Raw genomic sequence first — 13,215 nt, forward strand, 5'->3', positions numbered from 1 at the left:
GCTGTCGGCGCTCAACGATGCGTCGATCCGCAAGGCGCTGGGTGCGCTCAAGCCGTCCGCCGAGACGCTGCCGCTGTACTACTCGGCCCTGGCCCGCTCGCGTGCCGACTGGCTGATCGGCATGAACCTGAGCCGGCTGTTTACGCTTCTAGGTCGGCAGGCCGGCTACACCGGCGTGCTGTCGGTGGGGCGCGTGCAGACGCCGACGCTGAAGTTGGTGGTGGATCGTGATCGCGAGATCGCGCGCTTCGTCTCTGTGCCGTATTGGGCCGTGGACGTGCTGCTATCCCATGCCGGCCGGTCCTTCACCGCGAGCTGGATACCGCCCGAAGGCAGCACCGATGCAGCGGGTCGCTGCCTTCAGCAGCCGGTGGCGCAGCAGGCTGCGGATTGCATTCGCGCCGCACGCGATGCGCAGGTCGTGTCGGTGGACACCGAGCGCGTGCGCGAGGCACCGCCGCTGCCGTTCGACCTGGGCACGCTGCAGGAGGTGTGCTCCAAGCAGTTGGGCCTCGACGTGCAGGAGACGCTGGACATCGCGCAGACGCTGTACGAGACGCACAAGGCGACGACCTATCCGCGCAGCGACTCGGGATACCTGCCCGAAAGCATGCTCGCGGAAGTGCCGGCGGTGCTCGATGCACTGCTCGCCACCGATCCCAGCCTGCGGCCCTTGATCGGCCAGCTCGACCGCAACCAGCGTTCGCGCGCCTGGAACGACGGCAAGGTGACGGCTCACCACGGCATCATCCCGACGCTGGAGCCCGCCAACCTGTCGGCCATGAACGAGAAGGAACTGGCCGTCTACCGGCTGATCCGCGCTCATTACCTCGCGCAGTTCCTCCCGCACCATGAGTTCGACCGGACGGTAGCGCAGTTCTCGTGCGGCAGTCAGTCGCTGGCGGCCGTGGGCAAGCAGATCGCCGTCACCGGCTGGCGCGAGGTGCTGGCGACGCCGGGGCCGGACGATGCCGACGGCGAGGATGCGCAGCGCAGCCAGGTGCTGCCGGCGCTGCATGCGGGCCTGTCCTGCCCGGTCGGCAAGGTGGATCTCAAGGCGCTGAAGACGCTGCCGCCCAAACCCTACACGCAGGGCGAGCTGATCAAGGCCATGAAGACCGTCGCCAAGTTCGTGACCGACCCGCGGCTGAAACAGAAGCTGCGAGATACCACCGGCATCGGCACCGAGGCGACACGCGCCAACATCATCAACGGTCTGATCGGTCGCGGCTACCTGGTCAAGAAAGGCCGCGCCGTCCGCGCTTCCGACGCGGCATTCACGCTCATCGACGCGGTGCCCTCGGCCATCGCCGACCCCGGCACCACGGCGGTGTGGGAGCAGGCACTCGACATGATCGAGGCCGGCCAGATGGCGCTGGACACCTTCATCGAGAAGCAGTCCGTGTGGGTCGGCCAGCTCGTGCAGCAGTACCGCGGCGCAACGCTCTCGCTCAAGCTGCCGCCGGCGCCGGCCTGCCCGCAGTGCGGCACACCGATGCAGCAGCGCACGGGCAAGAGCGGCGCGTTCTGGTCCTGCTCGCGCTACCCGGACTGCAAGGGCACGCTGCCGATCGAGTCCCCGACGGGCCGGCGCAGCGCACCGCGCAAGCGGCGCGCTGCCTCCAAGGCGTCCTGATCCTCGCTTTTCCCCTGCCGCGCCGGCCACTTCACTGGCGGCGAGGCAAACGTCCCGCACCGCGCGGGACTCCAAAGCGCGCGTCTCCTTCTGCAACGGTGTGCGCGCCCCGTCTGCCCGGCATCGGGCGACGGGGCGAGAAGGTCATTGCTCCACGAATCGCGCCCGCCGCCATTCCCTTGATCGGTGTGCCTTGCCTCGGCCACGAGGGGCTTCCTGACGCCTTGCCGCCGCGCGAGCCGTGAGGAGGCCACTTGGGCCGAGGGTATTCCGTGCCGGTGCCCGCCGGCGGAACAACGGGCTCCCTTTGTGTGTGGATGCACGCCAGAGGTTTCCGGCCCCAGCCACGAAACGGGCCGGGTGCGATTGCTGACGCAGCGAACGGCTTTGACGACGGCCTGCGCTGACGCAGCCCACAGGTGGTTTTCCTTTCTCTTCAGCCGAAGGCCCGTGTGGCCTTCGGCGCCCTGGTCTTTGCCTTGTCCCGTGACGCGGGCCATTGCCCTAAAGCGGGCCGTCCGCGATTCGGTTTTCCCTGCGACGGCAGCCATGCTTCGCGCCCATCCTCACGCCATGCGTTGCTGACAGTCGTCAGCGGCATGCCCTGGCAGTCTCGGTCTTCAAGACTGCAACGCGGTTCGCCGCGTCGACCGATCCAGTCCGCTTCGCATCGCCCACCGCGGACGCTCGCCGGCCTGGCGACGATGCACTTTTCTCAACCACCCGAGGGGAACCCCATCCCCTGCGGGATGCGTGCTCCCCGACCCACCAAGGAGCACGGCATGTCTGAACCTTCCGCATCTTCCTCTGCAACCGCAGTGCGCAGTGGTGCGCTGGCGCTGGCGCTGACCTGGACCGGCAAGCGTTTGCCGCTACAGGTGCTGCGCAGCGCGGCCGGCCACTACATCGGCACACAAGACGACGAAGGACCGGTATCGCGGGAGTCCGTCGAGTATTTCCCGACCCACCTCGCAGCACAGCGCGCCCTGGATACCCATGCCTGGACACAGCGCGCTCACCCCTGATTCCCACCCTTCAAGGAGTTCTCTCATGAATCTGTCTTTACCCGAAGACGTGCTCGATCAGATGGCGCTGGAACAGGCGCACTTCGACGCTGCACCGCAGGCCTTCTTCGAGGCCTGGAAGCGCGGCGCGCAGATCGCCGGCCACGAGTGGTTCGGCGACGGCACACGCGAAGGTCTGCAGCGTGCCACCACCAAGTGGGACCTGCGGCCCAACATGCTGATGCTCAACGACGCCCTGGGCGTGCTGAGCAGCGGTCAACGCATGTTCCTGTCCGCGATGGTGAGCTTCTACAACTCCCGCGAGGGCGGCGCGATGCTCAAGCGTTGCGGCTTCGAGGGGCTGTCCGACTTCGGCGGCCTCGATCTGGAACGGCGCCAGGTCATCGCTGACCTCACGCTGCACTACAACGGCTGGTGAGCCGCGCCTGGCAACCCACCGTCTTTTCATCCCACCCCACGAGGGACATGCGTCCTCGTTCGGGGCCATGTCCCTCCTTCTTTTCGCAGGAGCGGCCATGTCCCGAATCACCATCTTCCACTGACCTGCACCGCCCGCCACCAGGGCGGCCCGACGCCGCGGCCGGCTGACCGGTTGCCACTTCATCCACTCGCTGGGGTTCAATCCCCGGCAGGGGATTGCCTCGGCCATCCTCTGCTGGAGGAATCCCATGTCCCATTCCAACAATCCCTTCGCCCGCGGCTACGATGGCCTGTCCGTGCAGCGGCTGCTGGCGATTTCCTACGACGACGACTGCCCGCTGAGCTACCTGCCGCTGCACGTCTCGCAGTCGCACCTGCCGGACAGCCAGGTCGAGCGCCATGCCTGCGTCTTCTGCGACGACTTCGCGCTGATCACCGAGGGCCAGAACGTGCCGCCCGAGCTGGACGCGCAGTGCCCCAGCCACGGTATCGCCCGAAACCTCGTCTACGCCGTCATGGCCGAAGAAGCCGGCCAGCCGCTGCACGTCGGCGATACCTACTCCGAGGAAGCCGCGCGCGAGGTGGTACGCCGCCTGCGCTTCGAGACCGGGTTCTACAGCCGTGCCTGGGAAATCAGTTCGGCGCACATCACCGAGGAGGCCGGTCGCTTCCTCGCCGAACTGGCGGACATCGCCACGCCGAGCGGTTTTCTGTTCGTGGCCTTCCGCATTCCCTACAGCCCGGCGGTCGGCGTGAAGCTGATCGCCACGCCCTGGACGGATGCGAACCTGCAGCATGTCGAGGGCATCACCGCCGAAGAGCTGCGGCAGGAGCACCGGGCCAAGGGCGTGCCGGAGTCCCTCGTGGAAGTGTTGCACCTGGCTGCGCTCGCCGACGTTCGCATGTTGGTGTTCGATGCCGACGCGCCAGTGCTGGACGGGCTGACGCTCTACGACGACGAGTAACCCGCAACCCATTCGAGCCCCCACGTCGGGGCTCTTCTTTTGTGCGCCCAGCATGGGCGCACTCCTGCGGGTGCAAGTCCCGCCGTAAGTTGATCACAGCGAACGAAGCGAAGCGCAACTGCGTGAGGGCGACCGAGCGTGGGAAGGAAGCGTGGAGCGAAGCTGCGAGCCGATGGACAAGAACCGGATAGAAGGCGCTGCCGAGCAGGGCGAGCGGGCAAGAAGCCGCGAAGCTCTCGTGATCAAGGCGAAGTGGCGTAAATCCGGCGGTTGTGCAGCGAAGGAGTGCGTTCTTACCTGGGGAGATCTCGCCTTGTGCTTGAAAGGGCGACGGTGTTGAGCCGGAGCGAGAAGTCAGCAGAGGCCGTAGTAGCCGCTGGTTTGGGGCGAAGGGCCGAACGAGTAGGAGGGCCGAAAGCCGTGTCGCTCGGACGTGCAGTGCATCAGAAGCCTGGGGAACCGGGGCGCAACGCGGGAGGGCGAGGTGAAGCCGAGCCCGAAGCAGTGCGTGATGAAGCACGGACGGCGCGGCATGCAACCGGAAGCCCAGGGCGAGACGGCCTGCTTGCGCAGGCGCTCGCGAAAGCGAACATGGAGGCGGCGTGGAAACGCGTCAAATCCAATCGCGGCAGTGCTGGGGTGGATGGGTTGTCGATCGCCGAGACGGCGGAGCACCTGAGAACGCACTGGCCCCGGATTCGGGAATCCTTGCTGGATGGCAACTACCGGCCCCTGCCGGTGCGCCGCGTCCAGATCCCGAAGCCCGAAGGCGGGGTGCGCGAACTGGGGATTCCGACGGTGACGGATCGGCTGATCCAGCAAGCCCTGCTGCAAGTCTTGCAGCGCATCATTGATCCGACGTTCTCCGAACACAGCTACGGCTTTCGTCCGGGACGCCGTGCGCACGACGCGGTGCTCGATGCACAGCGCTACGTGCAGGACGGTTACCGGGTGGTGGTCGATGTGGATCTGGAGAGGTTCTTCGACCGGGTCAATCACGACATCCTGATGGAACGCCTGGCGAGGCGAATCGACGACAAGGCCGTGCTACGGCTGATCCGTCGTTACCTTGTGGCCGGGATCATGGATGGCGGCGTGGTCATGGCGCGCTACGAGGGGACGCCGCAAGGCGGACCGCTGTCGCCGCTCTTGGCCAACGTGCTGCTCGACGAGGTGGATCGGGAACTGGAGCGACGGGGCCACCGCTTTGTTCGTTACGCGGACGACTGCAACGTATATGTGCGCAGCCGCCGGGTGGGCGAACGGGTGCTGGCGGGCCTGACGAAGCTCTACGAACGACTCCATCTGAAGGTCAACGAGGTCAAGACGGCGGTAGCGCCTGCGACCGGTCGCAAGTTTCTGGGCTACGAGCTGTGGCGCAGTGCGGGTGACCGGATCAAGTGTGCTGTGGCCCGAAAGGCCCTGGCGACCTTCAGGCAACGTATCCGGCAACTCACACGTCGCTCGGGCGGGCGCAACCTGTCCGAGATCGCCGAACGGCTGCGGGCCTACATGCCCGGTTGGAAGGCCTACTTCCAGCTTGCGCAGACACCCAAGGTGTTCCGCGAACTCGACGAGTGGATCAGACACCGGCTGCGTGCCGTGCAGCTCAAGCACTGGCGGCGAGGCACGACGATGTATCGGGAATTGAAAGCGATGGGTGCGTCGGATACCGACGCCTATCGGATTGCAACGAACAGCCGCAGGTGGTGGCGTAACAGCCGCTTCGCGCTGAACCGAGTAATGCCGATCGCCTACTTCGACCGACTCGGCGTGCCTCGGCTCTCATAACCTCAACAACTCGAACCGCCCGGTGCGGACCCGCATGCCGGGTGGTGTGGGAGGGGAACGGTCAGATAAGCTGACCGCCCCTATCCCGATTCGCGGAACGCGGTGCCGGCGCATTGCCGATTCCCAACGGACGGTCGCCGCCATGTGCCGCACGCTGGCCGCATGTTCGCTGGCGTTGCCGGCAGCATGCCCAGGCAGTCGAGACCTTCAAGACTGCGGCGCGGTTCGCCGTGCTGGTTGCTTCGTTCTCCGGGCGCACCCGCGTCCATCCACCTCACCCTCAAGGGACAGACCTCCCTTGCGGGCGGGAGTCCCTTGGTTGCCACAAGGAGTCTCCCCATGGATACCCAAGCCATCCGCGCACAGATGCCGACGCTCGTTGTCGGTCATGTGCCTTCCAACGTCCGTTCGTTCAAATTCAACATCTTCGACGGCCAGCCCAAGGTTTCGACGCTGGGCTTTCACATCGACCCGAAGCCTTTCGAGGGCAAGGTCATCGCCACCACCGACGAGGCCATCGTCGTCAAGACGGGACGAGCCGAGTTCGCGGTGCTCGATCGCACGCTCGTGACCGAAGTGCCCGACGAGGGCGCCAAGGTGCAGGTCGAACCCTATGTCAGACGCCGCTTCGACGGTCAGCGGGCGGACACGCCCGAGGAGCAGACCGAGTTCACCGCCGACGGCCAGCCCTACACGGTGAAGCGGTTCGTGCTCGGGGCCGCACCGGCGAAGCTGCCGATCCCCGAGCCGCGCTGCCCCGAGCTGCAGGAACTGGTCGACCAACTGGAGCAGTTGCCCGCTCCCGACGGTTTCCGGCGCGTCACCCACATGCTGGTGGATGCCGGCGCGCGGGACATCACCTGGGTCGATCCGCTGCCCGCCGACATCATCCGCACGCCGCCGGCCATCGGCTTCACCGTCGCCACGAAGAAGTTCCAGGGTCGCGTCACCGTGCTGTATGAGCGTGGCCTCGACCTCTACGCGGTGGAGCTGCACCGCGACGGCGAGCTGGTCGAACGGGTCGATGAGGTGTTCTTCGACACCCTCGGCGAGACGCTGGAACGGCTGATCGACGACGGGAGTTGGCGGCGCATCCGCGTGCAGTGCCTGTCGTGTCGTAAGGCTATCCGGCACTGATCTCACAGCAGCTTCCCGCCCTCGCGGCGGGAAGCCTCTTTTCCTGCCCCCTGGAGATCACACCCATGACTGTTCGATTCAAAGGCACGGAGCTGCGGCCCGTGCTCGCCGAAGCGGTGGCGAATCAATGCCGCGTCATCCTGGTCAAGGATCAGGGCGTGTACTTCCTGGCCGAGTGCGGCGAGCGCCGACCCGATGGTCGCCAGAAGACCATCGCCTATGCCGCTGGCTGCAACCCGGATGTCGATGCCTTCGATGACTGGTGGGAGCTGGCGCGCGCCGAGTTCGGTGGCGACGACTTCGGCGAGTTCTTCGATCCGCAGGAGGGCGTGTTTGCGCGCATCCTGCGCAGCGAGGACGACCTCGACGTGTCCGCCTCCGCGACACACCTATCGCTGCAGGCGGTTCCTCCCACGCCCAGCGGTAACTGACCGCCCATCCCTGGCCCCCGCTCCGGGGGCCTCTTTCTTCCCGGCAATGCGGACAGCCGCGAGTGCCGATTGCCGCTCGCCTGCGCGCCGTCCTGGCGCCACGCTTCCGGCCATGTTCCGCTGACGTCCGTCAGCGACATGCCCAGGCAGCCACGATCTTCAAGGCTGCGACGCGGTTCCGACCGCGTTGATCACTCCAGTTCGCACCGGCATCCATGCGCGAACGGCCATCGGTTCTCGATGGCGATGCCTCCAAGCTGTTCCATCAACCCACGCGGGGGTTCCACACCTTCCCCGCCTTGGGTCGGGTGTGTCTCCGCCTCATTGTTCCCAGGAGATTCACCATGACCACTTCCACCGAAAAGTCCTACTTCGATCTGCACATCACCGGCCTCGGGTATCTCAATCGCATCCGCGAAGTGAAGCCCAAGAAGGGCGATGCGTTCCTGGCCTGCGACATCGCGGCTCTGAACGGTCCCAGCGACGACGTCTCGTATGTGCGTTTCGACACGCGCGTATCGGGATCGGAAGCGCAGCACCTGGTGCGCCGCTGCATTCAGGCGGTCGACGCCGAGAAGAAGGTGATGATCGGCTTCCGCTTGGGCGACCTGTGGACCGACACCTTCACCTACTCCAAGGGGAAGCGTGCCGGCGAGCAGGGTGTGAGCCTCAAGGCCCGTCTGCTGTTCGTCAGTTGGATCAAGGTCGACGGCAAGCTCGTCTACAAGGCCGAACCCAAGCCGACCGAGACCGACGAGCGCGACCCGGAAGTCCCTGTGACGTCCGACGCGCCCGCCGCGCAGCAAGCCTCGGCACCGGAGCCTTCCAGGCCCGTCGCCGATGCTGCCGACGACGCTGCCGATGCCCCCGCATTGGCCGTTGCCGAGTCGTTCTGATCCGCAAGGCCCCATCCCCGGGGCCTTGTCTTCTCTTCGTCAGCAGGAGACCTTCATGATCACCATCCCCGGCCAACTGGCCATCAAGACCATCCACGGCAGGAACGGCGACTTCAACGTCGGCCGCCTGGCGACCTCGATCGGCGAGTTCGTCGTGAAGAACGCCGAACTCGATCAGTACCGCGAGGGCAAGTACGACGGTGATTTCGTCATCGTCGAGATTCGCCCCTCCACGTACAACGCCAACGGCCGCATGGTCATCGAGATCCGCGCCCATCTGGGCGGGATGACACTGTCCAACATCGACGCCCTGAGCCGCGACGAGGCCCGCCGGCTGAGTCCGCAGGAAGTCGATCCGATCGACGAGGAAGCGCAGACGCCCGCGCCGGCAACGCCCCCGGCCAAGCCGAAGGCGAAGTCGCGCAGTCCGCGTGATCCCCTGGTCGATACCACGCCGTTCGGCAGCGAATTGGCTCCCGTGTCCGCTGCGGCCTCGGCCGAGGCAGACGACGCGGTGCTGTTTGGTGCCTTGTGGCCCCTGGGCGAGACCGTGAAGCTCGATGCGACCGTGGATCGTCGTGTGCTGCGTCAGCAGCGCGACCGTCTCGACAAGCTCGGCTACGAGTTCGCTCCGTTGTCCCAGGACTGGCACCTCAAAGCTGCCTGATCCATCCGCCGCCTTACGCGGCATTCCGCCACCCGCCGGGGTTCTCCCCCGACGGGGAGGGCTCCGGCCTTTGCTTCAAGGAGACCCTCATGGGCTGGACCTTCGTTCGTCAGACGCGCGATCAGTTGATCCGCGAGCTGCTCGCTCCGCAGGCGTCCGAACGCGCTTGCTGCGAAGTCATCGACCACACACTGGACGGCGACGTTCTGTGGACCGTGGTTCGCGTCACCGCCAGGCAGGCGGGCGTCATGGGCCTCGCGGCCGGTGAGTCCGTCTGCTACATCGGCTGCCATCTGCTGGAAAGCTCGGGCGGCGATTGGGGCTACAAGTCCCTCGATGAGTCCGTGCATCCGTACTACTACTCGTGCCCGCTGCGCTATCTCGACATGGCGCCGGTGCAAAGCTCCGAGTGGCGCGAGCGGGTTCACCGCTTTCACGCGGGACGCGCTGTCTAGCGGCACGCATCTTCCTTCACCCAACCGGGGCGAGCACGGCCCCGCGGGCTGTGGTTGCTCCTTCTTTTCCAAGAGGACATCACCATGCCTGCACCTTCTTCCGCGAAACCGCTGTACCGCATCGACGAATGCCCCGACCTCATGGCCGACGGTTGCGTCGGTGACGAGCAGGGCAATCTCGTCTTTCTCTCGATCTGGGCGCGCGACACCGCCGTTCAGGAGTTCCTCGCCCGCCTGACCCTCGGCCGGGATGAACAGGGACTGGATCAGTTCCACGTCATCACCGAGCAGGGCGCATCCATCCCGGTCTTCGTCGGCAACGTCGAGAACCTGGAAAAGCGCATCACCCGCGCCTATCGGCGAACGCTGTTCGGTTCGCTGACGAATGTGTGGCTGTTCGATCGTCGCTGCGTGAAGCCAGACAAGGCCAACGCCAGCGCGCTGGCGCTTCTGCCCAGGGATTCCGCTCACCGGCTCGACCGGCTGTGGACGCTGGTGCAGGACACCTGCCCGCTGCCACTGCTCGACCACTGGCGCGACACCGTGCTGGAGCTGTTGCAGACACGGCGGATGCTGACCGGTCTTCCCTTGGCCCTCGGGCCGCTGGAAGGCCATCGGCTGGCCCTCGATGTCCCGGCACTGACGAAGGCGCTGGGCGAGCTGATCCGCAACGGCACCCTCGGTGCCACGCAGTACGAACTGGCCGCGAACGCACCGCTTCGGCGTGTGGCGTGAGCCATCCCCACGGGCATGCGCGCCGCGCGTGCCCGCCTTCCCTCATCCATCATCAGGAGAAATCCATGGCACTCATGTTTCCGCGCCTGGCGCGCAATTTCATCCGTAACGGCTACTTCCCCACCGACGAGCCGACGCTGGAGCGGGCCTTGTCCGCACTGGCGCCGTCTCCCGGCTCCATGTCCATCCTCGATCCCTGCGCCGGCGAAGGCGTGGCGATTGCCGAAGCGGCCCACGCCCTCGGGCGCGAGCAGGTCCAGGCCTTCGCCGTCGAGTACGACGCCGAGCGGGCCCGTCACGCACGGCAACTGGTCGATCGCTGCATCCACGGCGACTTGATGGACATGCTGATCTCGCGCCAGTCCTTCGGGCTGTTGTGGCTGAACCCGCCGTATGGCGACCTGAGCAAGGACGTGAACGGCAACATCGGCTATCAGGGCCAGGGCCGTGCGCGGCTGGAAAAGCTGTTCTATCAGCGCGCGCTGCCGCTGCTGCAGTACGGCGGCGTGCTGATCTTCGTCGTGCCGTCCTACGTGCTCGACGCCGAGCTGGTCGGATGGCTGACGCGCCACTTTGCCGACCTGCGCATCTACCGTGCGGTCGAAACGCAGTTCAAGCAGGTGGTGATCTTCGGTCGCAGGATTCGTCAACGCGACCAGGCATCGGATTCGGTCAAGGCCACCCGCGGTCTGCTGCTGCAGATCGGACAGGGCGACGCCGAAGCCGAGGAGCTGCCGCTCGAATGGCCGTTCCTGCCGTACACCGTCCCTGCCAGCCCGGCCGAGCCGGAGCACTTCTATCGCGTGACGATGGAGCCCGAGCAGTTCGCCGATGAAGTCGGCCGGCTGCAAGGACTCTGGCCGGCGCTCGATACCCACCTGGGCGCCGCGCAGCAATCGCTGCGTCCGCCCGCGCGGGCCTTGTCGCACTGGCATCTCGCCCTGGCCTTGGCCGCAGGCGCGATCTCCGGCGTGGTGACGTCCAAGAGCGGGCGCGTGCTCGTCGTCAAAGGTGATACCCACAAGGAGAAGACCCTCCAGACGGAGTACACCGAGCGCGACGACGGCTCCGTGGCCGAGACGCGCATCCTCACCGACAAGTTCGTGCCGGTCATTCGTGCATGGGACTTGACGCTGGGCTCGCCCACGTGGGGCGAAGTGCTGACTATCCGCTGATCGCTGTTCCCTGACGGTTCACCGTCGCTTTCATCCACCCACCGGGGTCACGTTGCCCCGATGGGGTGCCGTGGCCCCATCTTCCAGAAGGAGATACCACCATGGCACTCGCAGTCCTCAACCTCGCGTCCCAAGCACGCTTTTCGCCCGGGCAGGTGGTCATGACCGCCGGCGTCGACGAGCTGGTCCGACAAGGCCGGCTCAACCCCACGCCGTACCTGCGCCGCCATCTTCATGGCGAATGGGGCGACCTGAGCGACAGCGATCGGCGGCAGAACGACGCCGCGCTGAAGTCCGGCGAGGATCGTCTGTTCTCGTCCTACCAGGTCACGCGCGACCTGAAGCTCTGGATCATCACCGAATGGGATCGCAGCGTCACGACGCTGCTGCTGCCCAGCGAATACTGATCCGCATCCAGCGGTCTCGCGCCGCTTCATTCTTCCCACCCCGGGGCATGTCACCGCCCCGTGGGGGAGGTACATGCCCCATTTCTTTGGAGCATCACCATGTCCATCGTTCTCGAAACCGTTCCCTCTACCGCTGATGACGCGCCTGTGCAGGGCGACCTGCTCGAAGCGGCCGCTTCACCCCTCACGCTCAGCCTGCAGGACTTCGTATCGGAGTTCGGCGACGAACTGCTCGATTCGCTCAACCGCGCCAATCCTCCGGTCTACACCGGCCAGGTGCGGGTGCATCGGCAACTGATCCTCGCCGCGCTCAAGCGCAAGCTGTTCCCGGCGCAAGCCGATGTGGTCCATGCCGTCACCGAGCTGTTGGTCGATCGTGGCGAACGCGCCGCGATCGTCAATGGCGAGATGGGCTGCGGCAAGACGACGGTGGGTATTGCCACCGCCGCCGTACTCAATGCCGAAGGCTACCGCCGTACCTTGGTTCTGTCTCCGCCGCACCTGGTCTACAAGTGGCGGCGCGAAATCCAGGAGACGGTGGCCGGCGCCAAGGTCTGGGTGCTCAATGGCCCGGACACGCTGGTCAAGCTGCTGAAACTGCGCGAGCAGTTGGGCGTGCCGGCGCAGGGCCAGGAGTTCTTCGTCCTGGGCCGCGTGCGGATGCGGATGGGGTTCCACTGGAAACCTGTCTTCGTTCGCCGGCGCACGCCTCACGGCGACGTGGGGGCCTGCCCAGATTGCGGGCATGTCATCACCGACCTCGACGGCGAGCCGATCAACCCGGTCGAACTCGAAGCCGAGGAGTCCCGCCGCAAGTGCAGCCACTGCCGTGCACCGCTGTGGTCGTTGATCCGTCCGAGAGGCCTGTCCGCCAGCGACCAGTCCTCGACCGTGCTCAAGGCACTGAAGCGTATTCCAACCATCGGGGAAGTCACCGCGCAGAAGCTGATGCAAAAGTTCGGTGACGCCTTCCTCGCGTCGATGCTCGGGGACAACATCCACGAGTTCATCAACCTGATGGATGGCAACGGCGAGCTGGTCTTCTCGGACCGGCAAGCCCATCGCATGGAACGTGCGATGGCCAACATGGAGTTCGGCTTCGGCGAGGGCGGCTACCAGCCGTCCGAGTTCATCAAGAGGCAGCTTCCCCAAGGCACGTTCGACCTGCTCATCGCCGACGAGGCGCATGAGTACAAGAACGGCGGTTCCGCACAGGGCCAGGCCATGGGGGTGTTGTCGGCCAAGGCGCGCAAGACGCTGCTGCTCACCGGCACGCTGATGGGCGGCTACGGCGACGACCTGTTCCACCTGCTGTTCCGAGCCCTGCCGGGGCGGATGATCGAAGACGGCTACCGGCCGACGAAGAGCGGCAGCATGACGTCGGCCGCGATGGCGTTCATGCGCGATCACGGTGTCTTGAAGGACATCTATTCCGAGAGCACTGGCACGGCGCACAAGACGGCCAAGGGCACCAA

13 protein-coding genes and 1 pseudogene are annotated in these 13,215 nt (G+C 66.0%); all 14 read left to right on the top strand.

Features of this window, described 5'->3' with window-relative positions; genetic code table 11:
• Positions 1 to 1,636: DNA topoisomerase III (locus HMPREF2924_RS17130; protein ID WP_070700588.1), on the top strand; the 1,636-nt coding region annotated here is incomplete at its 5' end.
• Between the two features lie 782 nt (positions 1,637 to 2,418).
• Complete coding sequence (locus tag HMPREF2924_RS17135; protein WP_023101514.1) at positions 2,419 to 2,661, top strand: hypothetical protein; 243 nt, start codon at positions 2,419 to 2,421, stop codon at positions 2,659 to 2,661.
• A 25-nt stretch (positions 2,662 to 2,686) separates the two neighbouring features.
• Positions 2,687 to 3,079, top strand: a complete 393-nt coding sequence (locus tag HMPREF2924_RS17140) for a hypothetical protein (protein WP_003141051.1) — start codon at positions 2,687 to 2,689, stop codon at positions 3,077 to 3,079.
• Between the two features lie 250 nt (positions 3,080 to 3,329).
• Positions 3,330 to 4,046: a DUF5983 family protein gene (locus HMPREF2924_RS17145; protein WP_016446172.1), complete on the top strand. Its 717-nt coding sequence runs from the start codon at positions 3,330 to 3,332 to the stop codon at positions 4,044 to 4,046.
• A gap of 420 nt (positions 4,047 to 4,466) precedes the next feature.
• Complete coding sequence (gene ltrA / locus HMPREF2924_RS17150) at positions 4,467 to 5,837, top strand: group II intron reverse transcriptase/maturase (protein ID WP_031632014.1); 1,371 nt, start codon at positions 4,467 to 4,469, stop codon at positions 5,835 to 5,837.
• 339 nt (positions 5,838 to 6,176) lie between these two features.
• On the top strand, positions 6,177 to 6,974 hold the full coding sequence (locus HMPREF2924_RS17155) for a hypothetical protein (RefSeq protein WP_023083178.1): 798 nt from the start codon (positions 6,177 to 6,179) through the stop codon (positions 6,972 to 6,974).
• 65 nt (positions 6,975 to 7,039) lie between these two features.
• Positions 7,040 to 7,405: a DUF3085 domain-containing protein gene (locus HMPREF2924_RS17160; protein ID WP_010792167.1), complete on the top strand. Its 366-nt coding sequence runs from the start codon at positions 7,040 to 7,042 to the stop codon at positions 7,403 to 7,405.
• 344 nt (positions 7,406 to 7,749) lie between these two features.
• A complete protein-coding gene (locus tag HMPREF2924_RS17165) occupies positions 7,750 to 8,301 on the top strand; it encodes an STY4534 family ICE replication protein (protein WP_010792166.1) in 552 nt (183 codons plus the stop codon).
• 55 nt (positions 8,302 to 8,356) lie between these two features.
• Positions 8,357 to 8,968 (top strand): DUF3275 family protein, encoded by a 612-nt coding sequence (locus HMPREF2924_RS17170; protein ID WP_023101512.1) that lies wholly within the window; start codon positions 8,357 to 8,359, stop codon positions 8,966 to 8,968.
• Positions 8,969 to 9,057: 89 nt separating this feature from the next.
• A complete protein-coding gene (locus tag HMPREF2924_RS17175; RefSeq protein ID WP_013982123.1) occupies positions 9,058 to 9,423 on the top strand; it encodes a hypothetical protein in 366 nt (121 codons plus the stop codon).
• 84 nt (positions 9,424 to 9,507) lie between these two features.
• Complete coding sequence (locus HMPREF2924_RS17180; RefSeq protein WP_003141029.1) at positions 9,508 to 10,158, top strand: hypothetical protein; 651 nt, start codon at positions 9,508 to 9,510, stop codon at positions 10,156 to 10,158.
• 65 nt (positions 10,159 to 10,223) lie between these two features.
• Positions 10,224 to 11,333: a DUF6094 domain-containing protein gene (locus tag HMPREF2924_RS17185; protein WP_023101511.1), complete on the top strand. Its 1,110-nt coding sequence runs from the start codon at positions 10,224 to 10,226 to the stop codon at positions 11,331 to 11,333.
• A gap of 101 nt (positions 11,334 to 11,434) precedes the next feature.
• Positions 11,435 to 11,740, top strand: coding sequence for a hypothetical protein (locus HMPREF2924_RS17190; RefSeq protein ID WP_016851994.1), 306 nt, complete (start codon positions 11,435 to 11,437; stop codon positions 11,738 to 11,740).
• A 99-nt stretch (positions 11,741 to 11,839) separates the two neighbouring features.
• Positions 11,840 to 13,215: pseudogene (locus HMPREF2924_RS17195) on the top strand (DEAD/DEAH box helicase); the annotation flags it as partial.

It is taken from the genome of Pseudomonas sp. HMSC063H08, from assembly GCF_001813645.1.
Taxonomy (GTDB): domain Bacteria; phylum Pseudomonadota; class Gammaproteobacteria; order Pseudomonadales; family Pseudomonadaceae; genus Pseudomonas; species Pseudomonas aeruginosa.

Coding starts and splice junctions, on each gene's coding strand:
- HMPREF2924_RS17165 (WP_010792166.1), top strand. CDS start 7,750: ATGACCACTTCCACCGAAAAGTCCTACTTCGATCTGCACATCACCGGC.
- HMPREF2924_RS17145 (WP_016446172.1), top strand. CDS start 3,330: ATGTCCCATTCCAACAATCCCTTCGCCCGCGGCTACGATGGCCTGTCC.
- HMPREF2924_RS17135 (WP_023101514.1), top strand. CDS start 2,419: ATGTCTGAACCTTCCGCATCTTCCTCTGCAACCGCAGTGCGCAGTGGT.
- HMPREF2924_RS17170 (WP_023101512.1), top strand. CDS start 8,357: ATGATCACCATCCCCGGCCAACTGGCCATCAAGACCATCCACGGCAGG.
- HMPREF2924_RS17155 (WP_023083178.1), top strand. CDS start 6,177: ATGGATACCCAAGCCATCCGCGCACAGATGCCGACGCTCGTTGTCGGT.
- HMPREF2924_RS17180 (WP_003141029.1), top strand. CDS start 9,508: ATGCCTGCACCTTCTTCCGCGAAACCGCTGTACCGCATCGACGAATGC.
- HMPREF2924_RS17175 (WP_013982123.1), top strand. CDS start 9,058: ATGGGCTGGACCTTCGTTCGTCAGACGCGCGATCAGTTGATCCGCGAG.
- HMPREF2924_RS17190 (WP_016851994.1), top strand. CDS start 11,435: ATGGCACTCGCAGTCCTCAACCTCGCGTCCCAAGCACGCTTTTCGCCC.
- HMPREF2924_RS17160 (WP_010792167.1), top strand. CDS start 7,040: ATGACTGTTCGATTCAAAGGCACGGAGCTGCGGCCCGTGCTCGCCGAA.
- HMPREF2924_RS17140 (WP_003141051.1), top strand. CDS start 2,687: ATGAATCTGTCTTTACCCGAAGACGTGCTCGATCAGATGGCGCTGGAA.
- HMPREF2924_RS17185 (WP_023101511.1), top strand. CDS start 10,224: ATGGCACTCATGTTTCCGCGCCTGGCGCGCAATTTCATCCGTAACGGC.